This is a genomic window from Planktothricoides raciborskii GIHE-MW2, assembly GCF_040564635.1.
GTDB lineage: Bacteria > Cyanobacteriota > Cyanobacteriia > Cyanobacteriales > Laspinemataceae > Planktothricoides > Planktothricoides raciborskii.
Genome location: NZ_CP159837.1, coordinates 6,076,505 through 6,102,719, shown reverse-complemented (window position 1 = coordinate 6,102,719; position 26,215 = coordinate 6,076,505). Strand labels below are relative to the sequence as shown.

Genomic DNA, 26,215 nt, shown 5'->3' with positions numbered 1-26,215 from the left:
TAACTTTAACGGCTGATGCCAACTTGATCCGATTAAAGCAGACAGAAATGCCCTCAAAAATCCCAAAAAAACTGTCAAGTGTTTTCAGGGATTTGCTCGGCGAGGCTATTTTTCTGCGAAAATTTCTGTAAAAATCCCACCACTTTACACAAAGGAGGTCTAAACATTTGGTACGGGTACGAGTTCGCCAACATGTAAATCCACTGAGTCAAGCGTATGAAAAGCCAGTGACACCCCCAGATTGGCCTCAAGTTTATTCTGACTTGACTAAACCACTCCATTTAGATATTGGCTGCGCTTGGGGAGGTTTTTTGCTCTTGATGGCACAAGTAGTCCCTGAGTGGAATTATTTGGGGCTAGAAATTCGTGAAGCCGTGGTTAATGAAGCGATCGCCAATCGAGATCGAGCGGGCTTAGACAATCTACATTATATTTTTTGTAATGTAAATCAATCTTTACCCGGATTATTGGCATCTTTGCCTGTGGAAACCTTGCAAAGAGTTTCGATTCAATTTCCCGATCCTTGGTTTAAAAAACGACATCAAAAACGTCGAATGGTACAACCGAATATAGTGGAAACTCTGGCGCATTATTTAACCACTGAAGGAGAAGTTTTTTTACAGTCAGATGTGGAAGAAGTCGCCAGAGAAATGCGCGATCGCTTTTTAGCACATCCCAGCTTTTCTCTGAATTATTCAGACTGGTTGCCAGACAATCCTCTTCCGGTTTCTACGGAAAGAGAGCTTTCTACCCTGAAAAATAAAGCTCCGGTTTATCGTTGCTTATTAGTCAAAAAAAATTAATTTTGCTTAAGCGATTGAGCATTATTTCCTCTTTGTCCTTTGCACGAAATCAACAAATATTTGCCCAACCAACAATCTGATGAAAAAAACATATCCCTAATAACAACCTATCGATATTTGAGACAAAAGCGCCTAATGATTAAAACATCTCATAATATTCGTCATAGCCTATTATTGCCACAACCCCATCTATTAACCGGTTAGGGGTGAAAGCATTTGATAGCATGATTACTGAAAATCTGCGATTTTTAGTTATAACAAGATTGAGATTGGCTAACGGAAAATTCTTAATTCCTAAAATAACTCATGCCCTTAAATTTTTTTAATGATCGAATAATTAATTATTGATCATTAAAAAAATTCATCAGCAGCATAATTTCAGCATTTAAGCATAATAATGATGAATCATTGGCTTGAAGCACCCAACCAAATTATCAACAAGATTAATTAAAATAAGATCAACATAATCAACATAATAAATATCAAAAATGTCAAAAATATTAGGTTAGGTAAATATATAATATATGATATGGCTGTATTTGCTCACAAAAAAACAAAAAATACAAAAATACCAAAAATACAATGGCTGACTAATTAAAAATTATGAAAAATATGCTAGATATAAATTTATCCAAATAAATTAATTATGCGGATGAATGAGTCTGGGAGCATTAAGGTGAATCAATCAGTCACCATTGGCTCTAAAATTTACTTCTATAATCAAAACCATAGATGAGGCAAACGATGAATACCAGATTAGTTGAAGTATTATTAGTGGAAGATGACGAAGCGGAAGCCGACCTGACTCGCGAAACTTTGCAGGATCAGAGTATTTCTGTGAAATTAAATACGGTAGAAGATGGCATCGAAGCGATGGCCTATCTGCTCCAAAAAGGTGAATATGCCAATGCGGTGCGACCGGACGTGATTTTGCTGGATTTGAATATGCCAAAAAAAGATGGTCGGGAAGTTTTAAAAGAATTGAAAAATGATGATAATTTAAAACATATCCCTGTCTTGGTTTTAACAAATTCTTCTTCAGATAAAGATATTTTAATTGCTTATCAACTAGGAGCTAATTGTTATTTAAAAAAACCAATTCTTTTAGATGAATTTGCCCATGTGCTCAAGTTGATAGATCGGTTTTGGTTTAATTTAGTAACATTACCGATTTGGCCAACTCAAATTAATTAAATAGCCACTTAAATAGCCATAATTCACCCTTTTCTCAACAATTGTTGTAGCAATTATTGTAAGTCTAAAAGAAACATAACATCGGCTGTCTCAAAAATCCTGGGATGCCCCACCGCTGAATTCGGGACAGCTTTTTAGCCCATAGGGTGTTGAATTTATGTCTGCTAACTTACTTATCAATAACAAATAAACAATAAACAATAAACAATAACAACTAACAACCAGCAACTAGCAACCAATAACCAATAACCCCCCAATTCCCCCAACTTCAAAGGGGGGCAACCAATAACCAATAATCAATAATTAATAGATAATAAATAATAATTAATAATTTACTTTTTGGCTAACAGGCCGGCATCAACCCGGGCTAAAATGTCATCACTGTTGTTAATCGTGTCTATGATGTTGGAGTTTTTTTCGCGACGTTTAGGTATGGCTTCATTCTTGGCGTTCGGGTTGACTGCTCAGTCAATGTTCCCCGCGATCGCCCAAACCCAGTTTACGGATACTGAAGATCATTGGGCTAGGGCTTGTATTAGTGAATTAAAAAATAGACGGATTATTAATGGATACCCGGACGGCAGTTTTCGTCCCAATGCCCCCGTTACTCGCGCTGAATTTGCCAGTCTATTAATGACGGCTTTTTCCAACCGAGAATCCGTTAGAGAACCGATTCAATTTATTGATATTCCTACGGATTTTTGGGCTGAAAATGCGATTCGGGAAGCTTATAAAAGAGCTTTTTTATCGGGATATTCGGGACGAATTTTTAATCCTAATCAAAAGATTCCCAAGGTGCAAGTTTTGGTAGCAATTACGGCGGGATTAAACTATTCTGCTAATCAGTTAACACCCGATCAATTAGATTTAGCTTTGAATGATGCCCAAGGGATTCCAGAGTACGCTAGAAGTGCGATCGCGGCTGCTATTGAAAGACAGCTTTTGGTGAATTATCCTAATGTGCGGGAATTTAATCCCAATCAACCGGCAACTCGCGCAGAAGTGGCGGCTTTTTTCTGTCAAAGTTTAATGGGGGTTTATTCGCCAATTCCGATTCAATATATTGCTAGGGCAAATGGATTAAGTTCAGAAATTACTGGGGCTGACAAACCATTGGCAACGGGTAATCCCCAAACTCCGGTAGCGAATAACCCGCCAAATGCAGGAAGTAATCAGACCGAAACTCCGGTAGGAAATAATCCGCCAACTTCACAGAATCAGCCGCCGACAAGAAGTCCCAGTCAGGCAATCACAAATGGGGAAATTCGTGGGGTGTGGTTGACTAATATTGATAGTGAGGTATTATTTGCTTCGGAAAATGTGGCAGCGGCGATCGCTCGTCTGGCGGATTTGAATTTTAATACGGTTTATCCGACGGTTTGGAATTGGGGTTATACTCTGTATCCGAGTCAAGTGGCTGACAATGTGGTCGGCAGTAAAATTGATCCAGATCCAGGGTTGCGCGATCGCGATGTTTTAGCAGAAATTATTCGCCATAGTCGGGCAAAAAATTTACGAGTAATTCCTTGGTTTGAGTTTGGTTTTATGGCTCCAGCAGATTCAGAATTAGCCCGTCGTCGTCCTAATTGGATTACCAAACGTAGTGATGGCACTCAGGTGAAAATGGAAGGAGCCCATCCGCGAGTTTGGCTGAATCCTTTTCATCCAGAAGTGCAACAATTTCTGATTGATTTAATCGTGGAAGCTGTGCGTAACTATGATATCGATGGGATTCAATTAGACGATCACTTTGGGCTACCCTCTGAGTTTGGGTACGATGAATTTACCATAGCAATTTATAAAAAAGAAAATAATGGGAAAGAACCCCCCAGTGACCCCAAAGATCCTCAATGGTTGCGGTGGCGAGCGGATAAAATTACCGAGTTTATGGAAAAGTTATTTAGAGCCATTAAAGCTGAAAAAGAAGATGTGATTGTAGGGGTATCTCCTAATCCGCAAAATTTTTCTTATCGAGAGTTTTTGGCGGATTGGTCAACTTGGGAACAAAAAGGCTTTATCGAGGAATTGATTGTGCAAATCTATCGGAGCGATCGCAATGCGTTTATGGTGGAACTCCAGGATGAGTCGATTCAAAAAGCCCGTAAACATATCCCCGTCGGCATTGGGATTTTATCCGGTTTAAAAGGGCGACCGATTTCGATGGCTGATATTGCTGACCAAGTAAATATTGTGCGAAATCAAGGATATGCGGGAGTTTCTTTCTTTTTCTATGAAAGTATCTGGAATTGGGCACCAGCACCGGCTAATGAAAGAGCAGAATCTTTGCAGAATATTTTTCCGCAAAAAATAGAGGCACCAGACATTTTACAAGGGTGGGAACCGCAAAAAAATTAAGGTTGGTGTGGCGATCGCGCTTTCTCGTTGATTAGTCTCTGAGATATTTTTCTATCAACCAGGCGCTTGCCCCGCCAATGGCTTAGGCGGCCAAACTAATCAGCCGATAAAAGGCGATCGCCTTATTGCAAAATGCCTGGGGGGAAATTATTTTGCAATAAGGCGATCGCCGTAGCTTCAAAAATGCCAATTCCCCCCGGGGCGCCGGGAAGCACTAAACCGAGTAACCAGGCAAAACTAAAAGCACTCAATACTAAAAATCCTGATGAAATCAGGGTGGATAAATTGAATGAATCGAGGGGTTGAAGCATGGCCAACATTGCCAATAAAAAACCACTACCTCGCAGCCACAGAAAACCCAGTTCGCCGATTAAAGAAAATAAGGGATAGCGTTGGAGTTGTCCCGGTTCTAACCGCAGAGAATTTAGGGAATCTTTATCAGATAACGAACTTTGAGAAAATCTTAACTTTTCCGAGCATTGGCGATATTAATAATCTTATAAAAATCAAACATATTGATAAAATAATTTTCGGAAAAACCCAGAGATTTACTCTCTCTGTGTCCTAGTTTTTTAGGTCAGGTGAAATATTTTTTGGGGCGATTAATAATGAACAACTACAGGTGTACCAATATCAGCCCAATTGAATAACCATTCCGCATGATTGACCGCTACATTGGTGCAACCATGACTGACGGGGGTGCCAAAGTTATTATGCCAATAAGCCCCATGAATGGCATAACCGCCATAGTAATACATGGTGAATGGCACATCAGGAACATCGTAACCTTCTCCTTGCATTCGGGCGGTTTCATGTTTGGATTGAATGGCAAAGGTGCCTGTGGGCGTGGGAGTGCCATCTTTTCCCGTAGAAATAATCACCGCGTAGACAGGGTTTGCTCCTTCCCAAGCGATTAATCTTTGGGTGGTTAAATCAATTTCAATCCAGCGTTTTTGGGATTGTTGTAAATTGAGAATGTTTCTGGCAATGGTGTTGTGATATTCGCTCTCAGCAATAGCCCCGCCTGTCCAAGCAGATATGCCCAGCAGTGCAGCGGCTAGTAAAATTGCCGCTCGCCCCCATAAATTCTGAGGCAAATTATTAGAATTTTTATAATTTTTAGCAAAAATTGTGCGTTTCATCTTAAGATACCCGCTCGATAATAGAATTGTCTGAACTTAAAGTTCTATTGTTTCCAGTCTAGCGAATCTCATTTGATGATGAATTGCTCACAGACCGAAGACTGGCGACTAAGGTTTGACTACGTTGGCCGATCGCCGACCAATCTTTGGCGGCAATTAAAGATGAAGGAAATAAGTCCCCCGCTAACCCAACGGCGATCGCCCCGGCTTGGATAAATTCCCGGGCATTGTCAATGGTGACGCCGCCCGTGGGAATCATGGGAATTTGTCCCAAGGGGCCTTGTAATCCTTTGATGTAGGCGGCATAACCCACCGCTTGACAGGGAAAGATTTTCACACAGGTAGCCCCCGCTTGCCACGCGGTGACAATTTCTGTGGGGGTGAGGGCGCCAGGAATGATGGGAATTCCGGCGGCAACAGCGGCTTGAATTAAAGGGACATTGATATGGGGAGAAAAGGCAAATTCTGCCCCGGCGGCGATCGCCTCAAATAGGGCGGTTTGGTCTAAAATGGTGCCAGTGCCAATCATACAGTGGGGCAATTCCCCGCGTAATTGCTGAATTAACTCAGCGGCGCCGTCGGTATTCCAGGTAATTTCAATGATCCGCAAACCGCCTTCGGCTACAGCCTGCGCCTGATGCCGACCGAGTTCTATCCCCCACTTGTTACAATTTCTTAACAAAAAACAGGCATCAGGTATTGACACATCGAACAACGGGTGCTATTGTTTGGAAGCTGAAACAATGAAGGCAGCCAGAAAAAAACTAATACATTTCTAGCTCCTCCATGAAATCAGCATCAACAATGAGACAAACAAACAAAAAGGTGTATTACCATGGCTGTTGAAAAAACTAACTCCTCTTCTAGCTTGGCTGAAGTTATTGACCGGATTCTTGACAAAGGGATCGTTATTGATGCTTGGGCTCGCGTCTCTTTGGTCGGAATTGAATTATTGGCTGTTGAAGCCCGAGTCGTGATCGCTTCTGTTGAAACCTACCTGAAATATGCTGAAGCCGTTGGTCTGACTCAATCGGCTGCGGTTCCTGCCTAAGAACTTACATAATCATAGATTCTTCAGTCTTGCGACTGAAGAATCTTCACCTTTTCAATCAGTATCTGCTTTTCTTTAATTGCCTGACTTTGGGAATGGGAAAAATTCCTCTCGCGGGGGAAAAAGAAAAGCAGCTATTTCTACTGTCTAACCCCCAGTCACGGTAAATGTAATGTTTCGACTGGTGATTGGGGTTAATCCATGATCTAGTGTTATTGAGGAAAACCCATGCCTGCTCTCATGGAAAAATTCCGACAGGAGCGTTTGTCAATTGCTGAACAAGTAGCTGAACTCTGCCAAGAGACCCAAGCTTTTCTGTCGGATGCCAAAACTAAAAGGCAACTGCAAGCTGAGGAGCAAGCGATTTTTTTGCGCGAATTTTACCAAAAATTGCAACAAGAAAACCGCGTGTTCTTAACAGCTACCCAAAAAGAACGCCTATCTCAAGCGAAAAAACAAGCGAATTTCCTGCGCCAATTTCACCAAAAATTGCAACAAGAAAACCGTCTGTTTTTAACAGCTACCCAAAAACAACGTTTAGCTCAAGCGAAACAGCAAAAAGAAGATTTGCGTAAATTTCGCCAAGAGTTGTCTATCTATATTTTTGGAAAATAATTCTCCAGGTTAATTCTAACCCGACTCAAGCCTAGAGTAAAAACCCTCTAGTTGCTTTTCCTAGCTAAACTAGAGGGTTATTATTAAAATACAACAATGAGTTTTAGGTCGTACATACACATGACTAATCCTAGCCTACTTTTTTTTTGAAAGACTGAACTCAACTTTTAAAAAGTATAATTCTTGTTCTGGCGGAGCCGGGATTCCTGAAAAGGCTAGTTACCTGTTACCCTTAGCAGGCAATAACGGTTAGTCTTGCCGCCGACAGATTTGCAAGAATTGTAGGTTAGGTTAGGTAACTATATATCTACGTATTAACACTAGCACACTTTTTGGCAGTTTGTCAAATTTATTCACCAAACTTCTCAGATTTATTGACGTTTACTAGATTTCAACCATGACAGTTGCTGAACCTCAACCAAGAAGATCCGTCCTCCGCGTTCGCCCTGGTCAATTTGTCGTTACGCCTTCGATTCATCAAATTACAGTCCGGGCATTACGTTACCTGCACTCTGGTTTTTCCATTCATCTGCGGGGTCCTGCCGGAACGGGGAAAACCACACTGGCGATGCACCTGGCCAATTGTTTAGCCAGACCTGTAATGCTGATTTTCGGAGATGATGACTTTACCAGTTCCGATTTAATTGGCAGTCAGTCTGGTTATACCCACAAAAAACTGATGGATAACTATATCCACAGCGTTCTCAAAGTTGAGGACGAACTCAAACACAACTGGGTGGATTCTCGATTGACGATGGCCTGTCGAGAAGGATTTACCTTAGTTTATGATGAATTTAACCGTTCTCGACCCGAAGTTAACAACGTTTTACTCTCTGCCTTAGAAGAAAAAATCCTGACCCTGCCACCGAGTAGTAATCAACCCGAGTACCTGCAAGTCCATTCTCAATTTCGGGCAATTTTTACCTCCAACCCGGAAGAATATTGTGGGGTTCATGCTACCCAAGACGCCTTAATGGATCGGTTGGTGACAATTAATATGCCTGAACCGGATGAACTGACTCAGACTGAAATTATCGCCCAAAAAACAGGAATTCGTCGAGAAGATGCCTTATTTATTGTCAAACTCGTCAAAACCTTCCGTCTAAAAACTGCGGCGGAAAAAACGTCAGGTTTGCGCTCTTGTTTAATGATTGCCAAAGTCTGCGCTGAACACGATATTGTGGCTACCCCAGACCACGCAGATTTCCGCGATATTTGTGCAGATGTTCTCTTATCGCGCACGAATTTATCCATTGATAAATCGACAACCATTTTATGGGAAATTCTCAACGACAATCCGACAGAATCCTTACCCGTTGTAGAGGAAACGGAGCGTCCAGATGCCAGTGCGTTACCTCCGGATACTTTAAAGGAACATGAACAGAAAATTTATCATTATTTGGAGCAAACCCACAAAGCCAGCTTTCATGAAATTTACAAAACTTTAAACCTCAAGCAAAATCAAGCAGAAAAAGCTATTCGTTCTTTACTGCAAAAGAACTTGCTGAAACAACAAGACCAGTTTTATATTCTTTTTGAGTGAAACCAACCGTGAATTCCTCCACTTTTGCCAACCCGCTCAAAACCCACTCAAATAACACCCTGACAACGGCAACTCAAGGTTCGAGTTTAGCGGATATCCTTGAACGAGTTTTAGATAAAGGAATTGTGATTGCAGGCGATATTTCTGTTTCGATCGCCTCTACGGAACTTCTGCATATCCGCATTCGTCTGTTAATTGCCTCTGTTGATAAAGCACGGGAGATGGGAATTAATTGGTGGGAAGGAGACCCCTATCTCCATAGCCAATCCCAAGCTTTATTAGCAGAAAATCAAGAACTTTCAAACCGACTCCAAACCTTAGAAGCGGAACTTCAAGCCTTAAAATCCTTAACCCAATCGAGCGCCGTAGAAAGCCATGATCTCAGTCCGAACGATGAAGCACATTCCGAAACGCTAGAAAATTCCCAGCTTGAATCCTAACAGATTAGAGGGGGGATTACGTCATTTCACCTTAGATAAAATATCAAGTTGGCTTCCACACTTGAGATTCGCCGTCAAAAACTGATTCACTAACTGCGTAACTGCGATCATGACACTTGTTTGCACACCTTATGATTCTGCTAATGAGGCTTTGCTGACCCGTCCAGAAAGTAATAGCAAAGCCGGTTTAGCACCTTTACTGTTAACTGTCGTGGAATTGGTACGCCAATTGCTCGAAGCCCAAATCATTCGCCGGATGGAAGGCGGAATTATCAGTGAGTCTGATTTAGATAGAGCCGCAGAAAGTATCCAAAAATTACAAGAACAAATTCTCCATTTGTGTGAAATTTTTGAAGTTGATCCAAAAGAGTTAAATATCAATCTAGGAGAATTTGGTACTCTTTTACCAGAGCCAGGAAGTTATTACCCAGGAGAAGATAGTACCAAACCTTCAGTATTGGAATTGGTTGATCGACTTTTAAATACAGGAGTTGTTGTTGAAGGGAATGTTGATTTAGGTTTAGCAAAACTTGATTTAATTCATCTAAAACTGCGTTTAGTTTTAACTTCTCAGCCCGTTTAATTTTGGAGAATGCTTATGGCGGTTGGTCTTTATTTATATGGAATATTTGCTGATCAGATTCCTGACAAAATAGTTTTGTCAGGGATTGATAATGAACCCGTTCACTGTGAGGTGATTGACGGTTTTAGTTTTCTCTACTCCGTTGCTCATAAAGAAAAATATTTGGCATCTCGTCGGTATTTAATTTGCCATGAAAAAGTATTAGAAAGCGTGATGGAAGCCGGATTTAGAACTTTGCTTCCATTGCGGTTTGGATTAGTTGTAAAAACCTGGGAAACGGTGGCAGAACAATTAATTAACCCGTATAAAAATCAACTGAAAGAATTATTTGCTAAATTGTCAGGCAAACGAGAAGTTAGCATTAAGATTTTTTGGGATAGCCAGTCAGAATTACAAAGGGCTTTGGAGTCTAATCCTGAGTTAAAGCAACAACGGGATGCGATGATGGGGAAAAACTTAACAATGGAAGAAATTATCCATATAGGTCAACTCATAGAAGGCACTTTATTTCAACGGAAACAAGATATTATTCAAGTCTTTAGAGAGCAATTAAGTCATTGTGCTCAAGAGATGGTCGAAAGCGAGCCGATGACCGATGACATGATTTATAATGCAGCTTATTTAATTCCTTGGGATCAAGAGCCTGAATTTAGCCAGAAAGTTGAAGCGATCGATCAAGAGTTTGGCGAGCGCTTGCGAATTCGCTATAACAATTTAACCGCACCCTATACCTTTGCCCAACTCATGTAAGGAGAAAATCAATTATGTTTCTTGATATTTTATGCTTTCCGGTTACTGGACCGATTGGTGGTTTGATGTGGATCGGGGAGAAAATTCAAGAGCGTGCAAATACGGAATATGATGACACAGAAAATTTACACAAACTTTTATTAGCCTTGCAACTGGCTTATGATCTGGGCGATATTTCTGAGGAAGAGTTTGAAATTAAGGAAGAAGAACTGTTATTAAAAATTCAAGCCTTAGAAGAAGAAGCTGTAGAAAACCAGTCTGAATATTCTCTCTAAAATGATTAGAAAAAATCAAAGGGGTTGTTGGATTTATTATCCTATGCGTTTTCAAATTCAAAATTGATACTAGCTAAGATTTTTTCTAGCATGACTTTTCTTAGTAAAGGCGGGTTTTACCACCTCAAGAATTCGAGGCTTCCTCAAAACCCGCCCTTGATTAAGCTTTAATATTCTAGGTAAAAGGCTTGAAAATTATTAGAGGATTGAGCAACAGTTTTAGAGGAATGCATCCCTTTAGGTAAACTAGGATTGACTTCACGCAAATCTTGAATATTCTGTTCTGTACTCTCAATTTGATGATCCAGAACCGTTAGACGATTTTTTAATTGCTGAATGCGCTGCTCCATAAATTTTAATTCTTTTTGGATGCGTTGTTTTTCAGTAATTAACTTATAAAGCTCAAGTTGCTGAGATGCTTCAGATTGCTTCCGAGGCATAGTGCTAATTTTAGGTTTAATTGGGCTGGGTACACGAGTGGTTGTCATAACAATTCCTGAATAGTTTATAATATTATAGCTGAGAATTTGGTGTTATAGTCTTGAAAAGACTAAAACATCAATTCAACGCCCCAATACAAAGATTTGTAAAAAATTTAAAATTTTCCTTTGGTAAGCCCTATGAAATTGTATAATTTATATACTTACGCTTTTTTAAAACCCCCAATAGAGAGCTTAACATTGCCGGTGGGAATTGCTAACCCAGTGTTACTGATAACTGGTGGAGACCTCTCAGCCGTAGTCGAACCCGAAGTTTGTTTAGACACTTTACAAAATGATGATGAATGCTTGATTCAAGCCGTTTTATGTCACGATCGCGTCATCTGCGAATTATTTCAGCAAACGACTATTTTACCCTTACGTTTTGGCACATCTTTTTTAGAGGCAGACAATTTACTGAACCATCTTAGTTCTAATGCCCAAGAATATCAAGAAAAAATTGAACAACTTGAGGGAAAAGGGGAATATCTTTTAAAATGTATTCCGCGTAAGCTAGAGGAGCCTGTACTCTCTTCTGAGAGCCGGGGAAGACAATATTTTTTAGCTAAAAAACAGCACTATGAAGCCCAACAAGACTTTTATATTCTGCAAGGTTCAGAATGGCAAAATTTCGTTCATTTAGTTACCCAAAGCTATCCATCAACGATTATTATTCCTTCTCCGGGGACTGAATCACGAATTTATCTTTTAGTCAATTTTCAAGAAGAACCTTTACTAATCGAGCAAGTCTTGCATTGGCAAAAAGCTTGCCCCAGGTGGGAATTACAATTAGGGCAAGTTTCTCCACCCTATCACTTTACTTAACTTAATTTCTCTATGACTAACCTTAACTTGGTAAACAACTTTCTTAGTCGTTATGACACCCGACATTTAGTTATGTTTAGTGGCAAAGGAGGAGTGGGAAAAACTACCCTTTCCTGTGGATTTGCCCGCCGTTGGGCTAAATTATTTCCCGATGAACACATCCTATTAATCTCAACTGATCCTGCCCATTCTTTAGGGGATGTATTACAAACAGAAGTCAGCGATATAGCATTACCCTTAGACGACTTACCTAATTTACAAGTTAGGGCATTAGATGCAGGAAAATTACTCTTAGAATTTAAAGCAAAATACGGAAAATTTTTAGAACTCTTAGTAGAACGAGGCAGTTTTGTTGAAGGGGAAGATTTAACCCCTGTTTGGGATTTAGACTGGCCTGGTTTAGATGAAATTATGGGTCTATTAGAAATTCAACGATTACTCAACGAAAATATTGTAGATCGAATTGTCGTTGATATGGCTCCCTCCGGTCATACCTTAAATCTATTAGGAATTAAAGACTTTTTAGAGATTATTTTAAATTCTTTAGAATTATTTCAAGAAAAACATCGCGTTATTTCCAAAACCTTCTCAAAAACCTACAATGCCGATGATGTGGATGACTTCTTAGTCAAAATGAAATCCGAGTTAACTGAAGGCAAACAACTCCTGCAAGATAGCGATTTCACCCTTTGTTTAGTTGTGGCAATTGCTGAACCGATGAGTTTATTAGAAACCGAACGATTACTCAATAGCTTGCATCACTTAAATATTCCCTGCGGCAACTTATTTATTAATCGCATTTTAACTAATCCCAATCAAAATTTAGATCGCTATAGTGAGCAACAGCAAATCCTCGATAAATTTCTGAAAATTCCAGGTCAAGACACAATTTTTACCCTTCCCCAACAATCAACAGAACCCCTGGGAGGTGAAGCATTAGATCGCATCATAAGTCAAATTCAAACCCTCGAAACCGTAGAATTTATTCCCCCACCCCCCATTCAATGGCCGCAAAAAATTATTCCTAGTTTTAGTGATTTTATCGACGACAAACGCCAACTCATTATCATTGGTGGCAAGGGAGGTGTCGGAAAAACAACCGTTGCCGCTGCCATTGGTTGGGCGTTAGCGAATCGTCATCCCGACCAAAACATTAGAATTATTTCTATTGATCCAGCCCATTCTTTAGGAGACGCTTTTGGAGAGAAATTAGGACATCAACCGAGTCCTTTAATAGGAAACTTAAGTGGTCAAGAAGTTGATGCAGATATCGTTTTAGAAAAATTTCGGGATGATTATTTGTGGGAACTGGCAGAAATGATTAGTGGCGAAGGCAAAGAAGACGGAGGCATAAAACTGGCTTATACTCCTGAAGCTTGGCGACAAATTGTGGCTCAATCCTTACCGGGAATTGATGAAATGTTATCGTTAGTAACGGTGATGGATTTATTAGACCAAAAACAACAAGATTTGATTATTTTAGATACGGCACCTACAGGTCATCTCCTGCGATTTTTAGAAATGCCAACGGCTTTAGGGGATTGGTTAACTTGGATTTTTAAGCTGTGGATGAAGTATCAAAATGTATTAGGGCGTTTAGATTTAATGGGACGATTGCGAACCTTAAGGCAGCAAGTGATGCAAGCCCAGAAAAAATTAAAAGACCCCCAACATACCGAATTTATTGGGGTTCTGCAAGCCCAAGATGCCATTATTGCCGAACAACTTCGATTAACAGCCTCTTTGAAAAAAATGGGAGTCTATCAGCGTTATGTCGTGCAGAACCGTTATCACGCTGATGAGGAAATTGATCGGGATTTATTCCCAGATCAAACTCTGATCCGCTTACCCAGTTTACCTCGGTCAGTAGAACCTCTAGCACGGGTAAAAGGCGCGGCAGATCTGTTGTTTTAAAGGTATCTTAGTCTTAAACGTTAGACTCCTCAACCCCATCCATCCCCCAGTCCCTATCCTTCAATTGATTCAGGAGAAATTTTATGACAGAGTTATTCAAAGGTTTTGAGCAATTAGTCGAACTGGCTAAAACCTTAGAAGAAAAACTTGAAAAAGGAGAAATTAAAACTGAAGTGCAGTTTAGTTCTCGTCCCTTGAGTAGTATTCCCCGTGCTGGTGGGATTCCCCGTCCAGGGGGCATTTCCCGTCCGAGCAATTCTGGTGGGGGTGATTTTGAGGTTAATCGTAATCGCTCATCTTCTCCCTCAGATTCAGGATTTGAAGACTCTATGACACCGCCAGAAGAACCAACGACCGCTTCCCTTAAAGATGTTGGTGGATTGACAGAAGTTCTAAAAGAACTCAAAGAACTGATTGCCATTCCTCTAAAACGCCCGGACTTGTTAGCAAAATTAGGGCTTGAACCCACTCGCGGCGTTCTCTTAGTCGGCCCACCAGGAACAGGTAAAACCTTAACCGCCCGCGCCCTGGCTGAAGAACTCGGCGTTAACTATATTGCGTTAGTCGGGCCAGAAGTGATGAGCAAATATTATGGGGAAGCCGAGCAACGACTGCGGGGAATTTTTGAGAAAGCCAGTAAAAATGCCCCTTGTATTGTTTTTATTGACGAAATTGACAGCATGGCTCCCGACCGCAGCAAAGTTGAAGGGGAAGTGGAAAAACGACTGGTTGCCCAATTGCTGAGTTTAATGGATGGTTTTGCCCAAACTCAAGGGGTGATTGTTCTAGCTGCGACGAACCGCCCCGACCATCTTGACCCCGCCTTACGTCGCCCCGGACGGTTTGACCGAGAAGTCCTCTTTCGGGTTCCTGACCGCAATGGACGTTTAGAAATCCTGCAAATTCTCACCCGTTCGATGCCTTTAGATAAATCAGTTTCCTTAGAATTAATTGCAGATAACGCGGTGGGATTTGTGGGGGCTGATTTAAAAGCCGTTTGTCAGAAAGCCGCCTATAGTGCGTTGCGCCGTCAGGTTCCCACCCTGGATGCCCAAATTCCAGAAGTCATGACGGTCATCCAAGCCGACTTTTTGCAAGCCCTTAAAGAAGTTAAACCCGCCGTGTTACGGTCTGTGGAAGTGGAATCTCCCCATGTGGCTTGGGATAATATTGGCGGACTGGAACAAATTAAACAAACCCTACAGGAGTCTGTGGAAGGGGCATTACTCCATCCTCAATTATATTTGCAAACTAAAGCCCAAGCACCCAAAGGCATTTTGCTTTGGGGGCCTCCGGGAACGGGAAAAACCTTATTGGCGAAAGCCGTTGCATCTCAGGCGCGAGCCAATTTTATTAGTATTAATGGCCCGGAACTGTTGAGTAAATGGGTGGGAGCCAGTGAACAAGCGGTACGGGAGTTATTTGCCAAAGCTCGTCAAGCCGCCCCTTGTGTGGTGTTTATTGATGAAATTGATACCTTAGCTCCTGCAAGAGGCCGTTACAGTGGGGATTCTGGGGTGAGTGACCGGGTTGTGGGACAAATCTTAACGGAGTTAGATGGGTTGCAAACGGGGGCAACGATTTTAGTGATTGGAGCCACTAACCGCCCAGATGCGTTAGACCCAGCTTTACTCCGGGCTGGACGCTTGGATTTACAGTTAAAAGTGGATTTACCGAATGCTTCAAGTCGTTTAGCGATTTTACAAGTCCATAACGATGAACGTCCTTTACAGGATGTGGATTTAGGCTATTGGGCCGAAGCAACGGAAGGCTGGAATGGGGCAGATTTAGCATTATTATGTAACCAAGCCGCACTGGTGGCAATTCGTCGTTATCGACATCAGGGAATGACTGACCCGGCTGAGATTCGGATTACAACGGATGATTTTAATCATGCTTATCAAGGGTTAGTTGAACAGCGTGCAACTTGATGTTTTTTGACGTACTCTTCACCCCTGAAGTACCTATAACAGGATTTGAGATTCTCCCCCTTGCTTTAGCAAGGGGGAGAATCTCAAATGATCAAAACCATTGTACGCAGAAACAAATGGCTTCTTCAAGCAGATGACGAGGTTAAACGACACCTACTAGCGACGGTTAAAGAATATTTTGCCTACTGTAAAGTCTTACGTTACATAGTCTTGGGAAACTGGCAACAGCTATAGAAGGCGAAAAGTTTTTGTGCCGCAGTAGAAAAATTTATTTATAAAACAGCTAAGAAACCAAATCCAAAGTACAATTACTTACTGACCACGCTGAGTTTTATATTCAACTGATCGGGAAGCACGCTTGAATTTGGGATATCCAACGGGCTTGATTCCCTTGGCAACGGGTAATCCCCAAACTCCAGTAGCGAATAATCCGCCAAATTCAGGAAGTAATCAGACCGAAACTCCGGTAGGAAATAATCCGCCAACTTCACAGAATCAGCCGCCGACAAGAAGTCCCAGTCAGGCAATCACAAATGGGGAAATTCGTGGGGTGTGGTTGACTAATATTGATAGTGAGGTATTATTTGCTTCGGAAAATGTGGCAGCGGCGATCGCTCGTCTGGCGGATTTGAATTTTAATACGGTTGATCCGACGGTTTGGAATTGGGGTTATACTCTGTATCCGAGTCAAGGGGCTGACAATGTGGTTGGCAGTAAAATTGATCCAGATCCAGGGTTGCGCGATCGCGATGTTTTAGCGGAAATTATTCGCCATAGTCGGGAAAAAAATTTTAATCTCTGGGATATTTTTCTATCAACCAGGCGCTTGCCCCGCCAATGGCTTCGGCGGCCAAACTAATCAGCCGATAAAAGGCGATCGCCTTATTGCAAAATGCCTGGGGGGAAATTATTTTGCAATAAGGCGATCGCCGTAGCTTCAAAAATGCCAATTCCCCCCGGGGCGCCGGGAAGCACTAAACCGAGTAACCAGGCAAAACTAAAAGCACTCAATACTAAAAATCCTGATGAAATCAGGGTGGATAAATTGAATGAATCGAGGGGTTGAAGCATGGCCAACATTGCCAATAAAAAACCACTACCTCGCAGCCACAGAAAACCCAGTTCGCCGATTAAAGGAACTAAGGGATAGCGTTGGAGTTGTCCCGGTTCTAACCGCAGAGAATTTAGGGAATCTTTATCAGATTCTGCGGTAATTTTTCTGGTGAATTTTGGGGCTGGATGATGCTTTTTCCGTTGATTTTTCAATTTCCCCTTACCCAGAAATTTCACCAAAGGATTTAAAATCACCGGATGAACGCCTAGAAGTACCCCAGTTAACCCCAATATTTTGCCAATTTGTATCACTGTCTGAGAAAATTTATAGGCACCAATTTCTAATCCGTGGGCGGAGGTATTTTGTAAAGGGGCAAAACTCCCCAGTAAGGCCATGATTAAAGCGGCGGCAGCCATTAACAGCGGTTCTAATAAGACGCTGACGGTGGCCACATTTCCGGGAACTCCGATTTGATTAATTGTCAAAATGCGGCCATAAAAATGCCAGACATTTCCCGGAATATACTTGGCCATATTGGTGGTTAAATAGATTCGCAATGCCCAAAACACGGGGACAGGTTGATTAAATTCCCGCAAAATCCAAGTCCAGACCCACCCTGACCAAATATGTGCCAATAATGTGACGATTAAAGATAATCCTAAATCAACCCAACCTAGGGCTGTAATTTTCAGAGAACCCACTTCTAAAGCGTGTTGCTTAAAAGTAATTATTAAAAAAAATAATCCGGCTCCGAAAATCAACCAACGAACATATTTTGAGAAAATCTTAATTTTTCCGAGCATTGGCGATATTAATAATCTTATAAAAATCAAACATATTGATAAAATAATTCCCGGAAAAACCCAGAGATTTACTCTCTCTGTGTCCTAGTTTTTTTAGGTCAGGTGAAATATTTTCCGGGGCGATTAATAATGAACAACTACAGGTGTACCAATATCAGCCCAATTGAATAACCATTCCGCATGATTGACCGCTACATTGGTGCAACCATGACTGACGGGGGTGCCAAAGTTATTATGCCAATAAGCCCCATGAATGGCATAACCGCCATAGTAATACATGGTGAATGGCACATCAGGAACATCGTAACCTTCTCCTTGCATTCGGGCGGTTTCATGTTTGGATTGAATGGCAAAGGTGCCTGTGGGCGTGGGAGTGCCATCTTTTCCCGTAGAAATAATCACCGCGTAGACAGGGTTTGCTCCTTCCCAAGCGATTAATCTTTGGGTGGTTAAATCAATTTCAATCCAGCGTTTTTGGGATTGTTGTAAATTGAGAATGTTTCTGGCAATGGTGTTGTGATATTCGCTCTCAGCAATAGCCCCGCCTGTCCAAGCAGATATGCCCAGCAGTGCAGCGGCTAGTAAAATTGCCGCTCGCCCCCATAAATTCTGAGGCAAATTATTAGAATTTTTATAATTTTTAGCAAAAATTGTGCGTTTCATCTTAAGATACCCGCTCGATAATAGAATTGTCTGAACTTAAAGTTCTATTGTTTCCAGTTTAGCGAATCTCATTTGATGATGAATTGCTCACAGACCGAAGACTGGCGACTAAGGTTTGACTACGTTGGCCGATCGCCGACCAATCTTTGGCGGCAATTAAAGATGAAGGAAATAAGTCCCCCGCTAACCCAACGGCGATCGCCCCGGCTTGGATAAATTCCCGGGCATTGTCAATGGTGACGCCGCCCGTGGGAATCATGGGAATTTGTCCCAAGGGGCCTTGTAATCCTTTGATGTAGGCGGCATAACCCACCGCTTGACAGGGAAAGATTTTCACACAGGTAGCCCCCGCTTGCCACGCGGTGACAATTTCTGTGGGGGTGAGGGCGCCAGGAATGATGGGAATTCCGGCAGCAACAGCGGCTTGAATTAAAGGGACATTGATATGGGGAGAAAAGGCAAATTCTGCCCCGGCGGCGATCGCCTCAAATAGGGCGGTTTGGTCTAAAATGGTGCCAGTGCCAATCATACAGTGGGGCAATTCCCCGCGTAATTGCTGAATTAACTCAGCGGCGCCGTCGGTATTCCAGGTAATTTCAATGATCCGCAAACCGCCTTCGGCTACAGCCTGCGCCTGATGCCGACCGAGTTCTAGAGTTGCTGCCCGAATCACGGCGATCGCTCGATGTTGCCGCAATTTATTTAACCAATTCTCCGAGATCATTGCCTGGATCATTTCTCTTTTCTCTTTGATATCCGTAGGTTCTCTGGGGCAACCATCGCCTTGACGAATTGCCCCAACAAAGTCCCGGCAAAATTGTCATCATCATATAATAGATAGATTCCCGAAGTCAAATCGGGGCAAGCATCGCCTTGAGGAATTGCCCCGACAAAATAGAATAAATAGATCCTCGGCGTAAGTGCTGTTTAAACCTGGATGATGAAAACTCGTACCTCGACACCATTCCCCGTTTCTCAAGTTATTTCTGCCATAGTGGGATTTGTGCTGTTTGGCTTGGCGATTTGGACAATCAGCCAGGAGTTGAAAAAGTATCCTCCCAGTGAGGTGATCCAAAGTCTCAATAGAATTCCCGATCAATATTTAATCCTGGCGATCGCCCTAATGATGATTAACTATATTATCTTGGCAGGATATGACTTACTGGCGATGCGCTACATTCGCTGTTCACTGCCACCCCAGAAGACGATTTTGGCAGGGTTCATTAGTTATGCCGTCAGTAATAGCATTGGCTTCGCACTCTTAAGTGGCAGCGCCATTCGTTATCACTTTTATTCTCGTTGGGGACTTTCCGCCACAGAAATTGCTAAGATTATTGCCTTTTGTAATCTCAGTTTCTGGATTGGACTGTTTGCCGTAGGCGGTGTTTTATTTCTGCTTGAACCCCTGGCGGTTCCATCTTTGCTGCATTTGCCCTTTGAATCAGTCCATCCCATCGGGGCAATTTTTTTGGCGATCGTCTTGATTTATTTCTTCTGGAACCTATTAAGTCATCGGCAATCAATTCGGATTGGCAAATGGACGATTCCTCATCTTTCCTGGCAAATTTCTCTAACCCAAATTGTTGTCACCTCGATTGATTGGGGACTCGCAGCAGGAGTGCTTTATTTGCTACTGCCAAAACCCACTTTATTGTCCTATCCGGGGTTTTTTGGTATTTACCTGTTAGCTCAAATTTCCGGGATTATTAGTAATGTTCCGGGAGGATTAGGTGTCGTTGAAACAGTCTTGTTACTTTCGCTGTCTCCATCGATCGCCTCTGCTGACTTGCTGGGCGCACTTTTAGCTTATCGAGGGATTTACTATTTTGTTCCCTTAATTGTGGCGATCGCGCTCTTAATCTTCAACAAATTTTCCCAAAAATTTGATTAATATAGCTATCTTAAATGATTTGTGAACTCTTTAGCTCCCCTCTCCCCTTTTGGGCCGCCCCCCGCGAGGGGGCAGGCGTCGGTTGGGGGTGAGGGTTCATTCCACACATCCTGCACGGGTAGCTAGATTTGGATTCCCGCAGGAAGTACACCCGCGTGGGGCGGAAATAACATCTTAATAAGGTATAACCAAGCTTATGGAAGATACAGAATTTAATGCTTCCGCTTTTTCTTTTAGGAATAATTATTCTATGTATCTCTGTGTCTGAAGTGGTAAAAAAACAATCAATAAACCACAGAGTCACAGAGAACCACAGAGAGGAGATAATATCGCTTAAAAGCCACCCTTTTTCATGCACTTTAAGGTGGTTTGAAGGAATAATTACTCTGTGGATCTCTGTGTCTGAAGTGGTAAAAAAACCATCAATAAACCACAGAGTCACAGAGAACCACAGAGAGGAGATAATATCGCTTAAAAGCCACCCTTTTTCATGCACTTTAAGGTGGTTTGAAGGAATAATTACTCTGTGGATCTCTGTGTCTGAAGTGGTAAAAAAAAGTATGGATCTGTCTCTGTAACCCTGGAAGGATTCAATCACTAATGATTCATCTATATTAACCTGACGTTTGATGCCGTGTTCTTTTTCCCAAGCGCGATCGACCAGCACATAAGCTACTTCTAAATTGGCTTCCGAATCCCATCTCGAAATGATTTAATCAGAGCAATTTCTCCAATGGACTTACTTAAATCTAAAAATTCCTGCATTGCGCTAACTGATACCACAACCGAGGATAGGCATCGCCACCGGGTTAAGTTTAACCGGAGAAGCGATCGCGGCACTTGAGAAATTATGGTGGCTTAACCAGCTTGTGGTAATTCGGTATATTGCCAGGAAGTGATGCCGTTTTTGGTGTGGGAAATAATCATGCCAAACCATTCTAAACGTTCCAGGTTTTCGGTAATGGCATCGAGTTTTTTCTGAGTATTGCGTCCGGTGAATTGGGCGGCAATTTGGTTAACGGTCCATTCGTGGGAATTGGTACGCAAAAGATCGCGAATGGCGGCGAGTTGTTCTTTGGGTTTGGTCGGCCATTTTTGTTGTTCCACGGGTTCCACCACGGTTTCGGCTTCCGGGGTGACTCCTTCCAGGGTGGTTTGGTGGGCTTGTGCTTCGGGGGCTTGGTATTCGGGACGCAGCCAACGGATCAAGCCGTTGCGTTCTTCTTCTGCCCGTTCCGCGTTGAGGGCAACCAGGCGATCGAGGATTTGGTTTTCCAGTTCTTCTTTGGGGTTGTGGTTTTGGCTTTGTTCCCAGAGGGGAATTAAATCATCCCAACCGTAAGCCGCAAAGACGGCGCGATCGAGGTCGTCGTGAATTTGTTTCAGGGTAGAAACTAGGGCTTTACTGTTATATTCCCGGTCTTGGTCGGTGAAGGGTTCCCCAGCGCGAAGTTTTTCCAGCAAGTTGTACATTCCTGTAATAGTAATGTCGGGATGGTTGGCTTGGACTTGTTTGCGGTGTGCGTCGAGTCTTTCGCCCAATTCTCGGATTTTCTGTTTTTGTTCTGGAGTTGGGTCTGGGAAGGGGAAGGGATCGAAGCAACGAGTTTTTGAGTAAACAGGGCGGTCTTCTAAAGTCCCACCAGTCGGCAATGCCCAAGTAATATGAACTTTGCTCGATAACACTCCTAAGAGATAAGCGTCATTAGATGCAAAAAGCACGAGTTTAACATCGGGCAATACTTCTGATGTTCTTAAGAATACAAAAACTCTATGTTTAGCTGTCTCTACGGTGGCAATATATCTATCAATTCCTTTAAGAGCAACACGCATTTGTGGTCTGGGTTCAGCAAAAATCCACCAATAATCTCTATAAGATTTTCTCTTTTGAACTGCTCTCACTGCAAATACGCGCTCTTTAATCCATTGGTAAATATTTGGATAACTCGATCGAACTTGTTCCTCTGACAAGTCGTAAAGATCGATAACTCTGAGATTTCTAGGATAGTTAGTAATATCTTTCCCTTTATAGAGAATTTTGATAACTTGTATGGCCTTGTTTTCTTTTTGCAATAGTTCGGTAAATTCTTTCTCGGATAAAAAGAAGCCTTCACCTAAAACAGTTACTCCTTTGTATCCCATCTCTAAGTTAGATAAAAGAGGATGTGTTCCCAATATATCTGCACCAATGCTTAAGTTAGAGCGGATAATTCCTTTTAGCGTACTCAGTACCGGAACGCTGTAGCCTTCTTCCGTTTCATATTCACTGACAACCTGGCATAGCACTCCTTTAGATTGTCCGGGCACCGCCACAGTCATTGCTATTCTAACAGCGGCAACATCTGAACCGTCAACCCACGGATGATCGGGAATGGCAAAACTAAGTGATATTTTTTCAAGATACTTCTCTATGATTTTTCTGTTAAATACTTGGGTAATTGTATTTGTGGTAATCAATCCAAATGCTTTGATTTTGCTCTTACTTAATAGCTCACCTGCTTGATTCCACCAAAACATGACTAAATCACAGGTTCCTGGGACGGTGTGATGAGCTTGCCTCAACGACTTAACATAGTCATCGCCCAAAGTATTTTTCATTCTTTTATCGCCCACAAAAGGCGGATTTGACACCACATAATCCGCCTCTGGCCATTCGGCAGGACGAGGATTAATATAACGATAAATGGGAATTTGATCCGTGGGATCGGGCACTTCTTCCCCGGTCACGGGATGCGTCATCATCTTGCCACCCCAGCGCGTTCTCACCTTTCCGGTTTTCGGGTCAATATCTTCCTTTTTGCCGTCATAAGCCAACACCGCATCCCGGCATTCAATATTCCCAAATGCTTGTAAAACTGGCTCCAAAAATCCCGTATCTTTCCGTTGTCGGAACTGCCACTGTAAATAACCAATCCAAATTACTAATTCAGCGATCGCTGCTGCCCTGGGATTAATCTCAATGCCCAAAAACTGTGATGGATTAATCTGCACTTGTTGAATATCCAACATTAACTGATCGCGACTTTGATTTGTCACATCTTCTAGACGCTGAAAAACCTCATCTTCTAGAGATTTCATTAAATCAAAAGTGACATATAAAAAATTACCCGTTCCACAAGCCGGATCGAGAATTTTAATCGTGCGTAACTTAGCCAAAAATCCCCGAATCTCTTTTTCTGCTTTATTCCGCTGATTTTTAGTCGGTTCTTCTTTCCCCGGTTCTGGTTCCAGTAGCCGCTTCACCTCTAACTCAATTTCATCCCATTCTTGGCGCAACGGTTCCATCACCACCGGACGCACCAACCGCTCTACATAGGATCGGGGGGTATAATGGGCACCTAAACGGCTGCGCTCTTTTTTCTCCAAAGCCCGCTCTAACAACGTGCCAAAAATCGCTGGTTCTACCTGACTCCAATCTTTTGCTGCTGCTGCATACAACACCTCAAGCTGGTCTTTGGGCAACGCAAACGCCGTGGCATCCTGAAAAAAGCTCCCGTTAAACCGCAAAATCTTCTCAAACCCAAACTTGCCCCCAATATTCATGGTTTGCCAGAGGGATTCAATTTCCGGTTTAAAATGTTTGGGACTAGAAATCCAGCGATCGCGCAATGCCTTAGTAAACACTTCCCCAGGCAGCAATTTCACGTCCTCCGCAAACATAGTAAAAATACAGCGCATCAGGAAATTTGCCGTTTCTTGGGGTTCGTGTCCTTGTTCCTCTAACCATCTCGATAATTTGGCCAATTCTGCCGCCACTTCCCGCGTCACCCTTGCCCGATATTTCTCTGGGTTCAACTCTTGGGGGTCGGTAAAAATTTTCACAAAACGGTCAAAAACTTCTGGCTGGATCAGGTCAGCCAAATTTACCTGTTGTCTTGCCCCATAACTGCCATATTCTCCACTGAACCCTTGCCAAATTTCAAAGTGAGAACCAATATCGCAAGTAATCAAAAATGGGGGCAACTCTCCCAGCATCCGATTATTCGCATAAGACTTAGCCTGATAAAATGCCTTTTGCATCGCATCTTGATAAGCTTTCGTGCCCCGCTTGCCGTGGCCTTTGGTTGATTCTTTGCTGCCCTGTTTTGCCTCAATTAAAAAATGACCTTGTTTATAGAAGTCAGCAAACCGGGTTGATTCTCCTTTCTCGCTATAAAACTTAATATCTTTATCAAAACAATAAGGATCGCCAGAAACGCTGCCCTTGGGGGGTGGCCCTGCCACACCCAAGGCAACACATAAATCACCAAAAAAACTTTGATAATTGGCGCGTTCGTTCCCTTCTGACCCTTGCCACTTATTTAAAAAAGCTTGGACTCGTTGTTTATCTGCTTCGTTCATATTAATCGGTCAGTTATCTTTTGCTGGGGTGATCTGCTATTTCGGATCATAACTCTATAGTTTACCATATAGCGATCGCTCAAATCATCAGCATCAGATTTATCAGCCAATCTTTAGATTTGTTGCCGAAGCCAATTCCGAAATGACTTGACCAAGGCAATTTCTCCACTCCTCTTCATACTGAATTTAAGGCTGACAGGTTTTGCCATAGCCACAATTCGCGATCGCAGATTTTTTGAGAGCGATCGGCCATAATTTCTGTCGTTGGTTAAAGCGATTTATCCGCAAAGGGAGGATTTTAGCCAAGCTGAATCATCCCACCTTGGTGCAATTGCGAGATTTCTTTTTATGATAAATCTGCTAAACTGATTATATATTTAACAAGGAGGCAACGATGAATCTTGCTAAAATTGTCCAAAATGGCAATACCCAGAGTCTCATATTGCCCGATGAATTTCATCTCGAAGGGGATGAAGTTTATATTAAAAAAGTTGGCACCGCATTAGTGGTGATTCCCAAGAATAATCCTTGGCAGCCGTTATTTGACAGTTTAAGTCTATTTTCTGAAGATTTCATGGAAACTAGAGAACAACCGAAGCTGGAAACCAGAGAGGATATTTTTGAGTGAAGTTTTTATTAGATACGAATATTTGTATATACATTATTAAACAGAAACCCGCTAAGGTACTGGAGAAATTTCAGAGATTAAATCCCTCTGATGTAGGAATTTCATCGATTACGCTGGCAGAATTAGAATATGGAATCGCGAAAAGTCAACAAAGCGATAAAAATCGAATAGCACTTAATCAATTTCTCATTACCTTGGAAATTGTAAAATTTGATGAAAAAGCATCCAATATTTATGGAGATGTCAGGGCGGAACTTGAACGAAAAGGCTTAGTTATTGGCGCTATGGATATGCTGATTGCTGCCCATGCGATTAGTCTAGACCTAATTTTAGTAACGAATAATGTTAAGGAATTTTCACGGATTCCTAATTTGCGCTTAGAAAATTGGGCAGAATAATCGATCGCTCATAATTTCTGTTTCTGTTTCTGTTTCTTGGGGGAAAAGGACACGGCATTGCCGTGTCCCTACAATTATTTTCATTTTTATTGTTCTGCTTCTAAAATAAGAATAATTTCTTTGTGGATCTTTGTGTCTCTGTGGTAAAAAAAAATAATGAATAAACCACAGAAACACAGAAAAACACTTCTGAAAGTTGAGAAACCGCAAAATTTACGTCTGAAAATTCACGATTATTCTATCTCCAAATCAGCATATTCTGCAAAAGAACCCAAGTCGTGAACTTCACCAGCAGCCGCTTGTTCAATTCCGCGTAATACTGAATTTAAGGCTGACGGGTTTTGCCATAGCCACAATTCGCGATCGCTGATTTTTTGAGAGCGATCGCTCATAATTTCTGTTTCTGTTTCTTGGGGTGAAAGGACAAGGCAATGCCGTGTCCCTACCATTATTTTCATTTTTATTGTTCTGCTTCTGAAATAAGAATAATTCCTTTGTGGATCTTTGTGTCTTTGTGGTAAAAAAACAATCCATAAA

Annotated in this window: 27 protein-coding genes; 17 read left to right on the top strand and 10 right to left on the bottom strand. The window is 42.0% G+C overall.

The window, feature by feature from the left end; translation table 11 throughout:
- The first annotated feature begins 167 nt into the window (after window positions 1–167).
- The 3 genes from trmB to ABWT76_RS26035 all read left to right on the top strand — a co-directional run bounded on the left by trmB (window position 168) and on the right by ABWT76_RS26035 (window position 4,352).
- A complete protein-coding gene (trmB, locus tag ABWT76_RS26045) occupies window positions 168–803 on the top strand; it encodes a tRNA (guanosine(46)-N7)-methyltransferase TrmB (RefSeq protein ID WP_054470045.1) in 636 nt (211 codons plus the stop codon).
- 744 nt (window positions 804–1,547) lie between these two features.
- Window positions 1,548–1,997, top strand: coding sequence for a response regulator (locus ABWT76_RS26040; protein ID WP_354635192.1), 450 nt, complete (start codon window positions 1,548–1,550; stop codon window positions 1,995–1,997).
- A 372-nt stretch (window positions 1,998–2,369) separates the two neighbouring features.
- Window positions 2,370–4,352 carry a family 10 glycosylhydrolase gene (locus ABWT76_RS26035; RefSeq protein ID WP_082349167.1) on the top strand — a complete coding sequence of 661 codons (1,983 nt, stop codon included), beginning with the start codon at window positions 2,370–2,372 and terminating at the stop codon, window positions 4,350–4,352.
- A gap of 122 nt (window positions 4,353–4,474) precedes the next feature.
- Here the strand turns inward: ABWT76_RS26035 and ABWT76_RS26030 are convergent, their stop codons facing one another.
- The 3 genes from ABWT76_RS26030 to ABWT76_RS26020 form a co-directional block, all read right to left on the bottom strand.
- Complete coding sequence (locus ABWT76_RS26030; protein WP_354635191.1) at window positions 4,475–4,663, bottom strand: hypothetical protein; 189 nt, start codon at window positions 4,661–4,663, stop codon at window positions 4,475–4,477.
- 291 nt (window positions 4,664–4,954) lie between these two features.
- On the bottom strand, window positions 4,955–5,494 hold the full coding sequence (locus ABWT76_RS26025) for a L,D-transpeptidase (RefSeq protein WP_354635185.1): 540 nt from the start codon (window positions 5,492–5,494) through the stop codon (window positions 4,955–4,957).
- Window positions 5,495–5,552: 58 nt separating this feature from the next.
- Complete coding sequence (locus ABWT76_RS26020; RefSeq protein WP_354635190.1) at window positions 5,553–6,176, bottom strand: bifunctional 4-hydroxy-2-oxoglutarate aldolase/2-dehydro-3-deoxy-phosphogluconate aldolase; 624 nt, start codon at window positions 6,174–6,176, stop codon at window positions 5,553–5,555.
- A 153-nt stretch (window positions 6,177–6,329) separates the two neighbouring features.
- Here ABWT76_RS26020 and gvpA point away from each other — a divergent pair, with 153 nt between their 5' ends.
- The 7 genes from gvpA to ABWT76_RS25985 all read left to right on the top strand — a co-directional run bounded on the left by gvpA (window position 6,330) and on the right by ABWT76_RS25985 (window position 10,751).
- Complete coding sequence (gene gvpA / locus ABWT76_RS26015; RefSeq protein ID WP_054470142.1) at window positions 6,330–6,545, top strand: gas vesicle structural protein GvpA; 216 nt, start codon at window positions 6,330–6,332, stop codon at window positions 6,543–6,545.
- A gap of 228 nt (window positions 6,546–6,773) precedes the next feature.
- Complete coding sequence (gene gvpC / locus ABWT76_RS26010) at window positions 6,774–7,160, top strand: gas vesicle protein GvpC (RefSeq protein ID WP_054470494.1); 387 nt, start codon at window positions 6,774–6,776, stop codon at window positions 7,158–7,160.
- 397 nt (window positions 7,161–7,557) lie between these two features.
- The gene (gene gvpN / locus ABWT76_RS26005; protein ID WP_354635189.1) at window positions 7,558–8,703 is read left to right on the top strand and encodes a gas vesicle protein GvpN; all 1,146 of its coding nucleotides are present in this window, start codon (window positions 7,558–7,560) and stop codon (window positions 8,701–8,703) included.
- Window positions 8,704–8,711: 8 nt separating this feature from the next.
- Window positions 8,712–9,143 (top strand): gas vesicle protein, encoded by a 432-nt coding sequence (locus ABWT76_RS26000; protein ID WP_054470505.1) that lies wholly within the window; start codon window positions 8,712–8,714, stop codon window positions 9,141–9,143.
- Window positions 9,144–9,252: 109 nt separating this feature from the next.
- Complete coding sequence (locus ABWT76_RS25995; RefSeq protein ID WP_054470466.1) at window positions 9,253–9,726, top strand: gas vesicle protein K; 474 nt, start codon at window positions 9,253–9,255, stop codon at window positions 9,724–9,726.
- 15 nt (window positions 9,727–9,741) lie between these two features.
- Window positions 9,742–10,476, top strand: a complete 735-nt coding sequence (locus ABWT76_RS25990) for a GvpL/GvpF family gas vesicle protein (protein WP_054470463.1) — start codon at window positions 9,742–9,744, stop codon at window positions 10,474–10,476.
- Between the two features lie 14 nt (window positions 10,477–10,490).
- Window positions 10,491–10,751: a gas vesicle protein GvpG gene (locus ABWT76_RS25985; protein ID WP_054470461.1), complete on the top strand. Its 261-nt coding sequence runs from the start codon at window positions 10,491–10,493 to the stop codon at window positions 10,749–10,751.
- A 167-nt stretch (window positions 10,752–10,918) separates the two neighbouring features.
- On the opposite strand, the gene ABWT76_RS25980 is transcribed toward ABWT76_RS25985, so the two are convergent.
- The gene (locus ABWT76_RS25980) at window positions 10,919–11,239 is read right to left on the bottom strand and encodes a gas vesicle protein (protein WP_354635188.1); all 321 of its coding nucleotides are present in this window, start codon (window positions 11,237–11,239) and stop codon (window positions 10,919–10,921) included.
- Window positions 11,240–11,371: 132 nt separating this feature from the next.
- Here ABWT76_RS25980 and ABWT76_RS25975 point away from each other — a divergent pair, with 132 nt between their 5' ends.
- From ABWT76_RS25975 to ABWT76_RS25960, 4 genes are all read left to right on the top strand, one after another.
- Entirely contained in the window at window positions 11,372–12,055 is a 684-nt protein-coding gene (locus tag ABWT76_RS25975; protein WP_354635187.1) for a GvpL/GvpF family gas vesicle protein, read from the top strand.
- A 12-nt stretch (window positions 12,056–12,067) separates the two neighbouring features.
- Window positions 12,068–13,969 (top strand): ArsA family ATPase, encoded by a 1,902-nt coding sequence (locus ABWT76_RS25970; protein WP_190880898.1) that lies wholly within the window; start codon window positions 12,068–12,070, stop codon window positions 13,967–13,969.
- Between the two features lie 83 nt (window positions 13,970–14,052).
- Window positions 14,053–15,900 (top strand): AAA family ATPase, encoded by a 1,848-nt coding sequence (locus ABWT76_RS25965; RefSeq protein ID WP_054470322.1) that lies wholly within the window; start codon window positions 14,053–14,055, stop codon window positions 15,898–15,900.
- A 358-nt stretch (window positions 15,901–16,258) separates the two neighbouring features.
- The gene (locus ABWT76_RS25960) at window positions 16,259–16,759 is read left to right on the top strand and encodes a family 10 glycosylhydrolase (protein WP_054470323.1); all 501 of its coding nucleotides are present in this window, start codon (window positions 16,259–16,261) and stop codon (window positions 16,757–16,759) included.
- A 23-nt stretch (window positions 16,760–16,782) separates the two neighbouring features.
- Here ABWT76_RS25960 and ABWT76_RS25955 read toward each other — a convergent pair whose 3' ends face one another.
- The 3 genes from ABWT76_RS25955 to ABWT76_RS25945 form a co-directional block, all read right to left on the bottom strand.
- On the bottom strand, window positions 16,783–17,757 hold the full coding sequence (locus tag ABWT76_RS25955) for a UPF0104 family protein (protein WP_354635186.1): 975 nt from the start codon (window positions 17,755–17,757) through the stop codon (window positions 16,783–16,785).
- 123 nt (window positions 17,758–17,880) lie between these two features.
- On the bottom strand, window positions 17,881–18,420 hold the full coding sequence (locus ABWT76_RS25950) for a L,D-transpeptidase (protein WP_354635185.1): 540 nt from the start codon (window positions 18,418–18,420) through the stop codon (window positions 17,881–17,883).
- A gap of 58 nt (window positions 18,421–18,478) precedes the next feature.
- On the bottom strand, window positions 18,479–19,144 hold the full coding sequence (locus ABWT76_RS25945) for a bifunctional 4-hydroxy-2-oxoglutarate aldolase/2-dehydro-3-deoxy-phosphogluconate aldolase (RefSeq protein ID WP_354636442.1): 666 nt from the start codon (window positions 19,142–19,144) through the stop codon (window positions 18,479–18,481).
- 213 nt (window positions 19,145–19,357) lie between these two features.
- Here ABWT76_RS25945 and ABWT76_RS25940 point away from each other — a divergent pair, with 213 nt between their 5' ends.
- Window positions 19,358–20,311: a lysylphosphatidylglycerol synthase domain-containing protein gene (locus ABWT76_RS25940; RefSeq protein ID WP_242049688.1), complete on the top strand. Its 954-nt coding sequence runs from the start codon at window positions 19,358–19,360 to the stop codon at window positions 20,309–20,311.
- 10 nt (window positions 20,312–20,321) lie between these two features.
- Here the strand turns inward: ABWT76_RS25940 and ABWT76_RS25935 are convergent, their stop codons facing one another.
- Together ABWT76_RS25935 and ABWT76_RS25930 are read right to left on the bottom strand one after the other, a co-directional pair.
- The gene (locus tag ABWT76_RS25935; protein ID WP_190877191.1) at window positions 20,322–20,978 is read right to left on the bottom strand and encodes a hypothetical protein; all 657 of its coding nucleotides are present in this window, start codon (window positions 20,976–20,978) and stop codon (window positions 20,322–20,324) included.
- A 191-nt stretch (window positions 20,979–21,169) separates the two neighbouring features.
- Complete coding sequence (locus ABWT76_RS25930; RefSeq protein WP_354635184.1) at window positions 21,170–24,652, bottom strand: DNA methyltransferase; 3,483 nt, start codon at window positions 24,650–24,652, stop codon at window positions 21,170–21,172.
- 394 nt (window positions 24,653–25,046) lie between these two features.
- Between ABWT76_RS25930 and ABWT76_RS25925 the strand changes: the two genes are divergently transcribed.
- Together ABWT76_RS25925 and ABWT76_RS25920 are read left to right on the top strand one after the other, a co-directional pair.
- The gene (locus tag ABWT76_RS25925; RefSeq protein WP_054464885.1) at window positions 25,047–25,280 is read left to right on the top strand and encodes an antitoxin; all 234 of its coding nucleotides are present in this window, start codon (window positions 25,047–25,049) and stop codon (window positions 25,278–25,280) included.
- Window positions 25,277–25,678, top strand: a complete 402-nt coding sequence (locus tag ABWT76_RS25920; protein ID WP_190877187.1) for a PIN domain-containing protein — start codon at window positions 25,277–25,279, stop codon at window positions 25,676–25,678. The genes ABWT76_RS25925 and ABWT76_RS25920 overlap by 4 nt, the downstream gene beginning before the upstream one ends.
- Before the next feature lie 233 nt (window positions 25,679–25,911).
- On the opposite strand, the gene ABWT76_RS25915 is transcribed toward ABWT76_RS25920, so the two are convergent.
- Window positions 25,912–26,136: a hypothetical protein gene (locus tag ABWT76_RS25915; protein WP_190877185.1), complete on the bottom strand. Its 225-nt coding sequence runs from the start codon at window positions 26,134–26,136 to the stop codon at window positions 25,912–25,914.
- Between the last annotated feature and the right edge of the window lie 79 nt (window positions 26,137–26,215).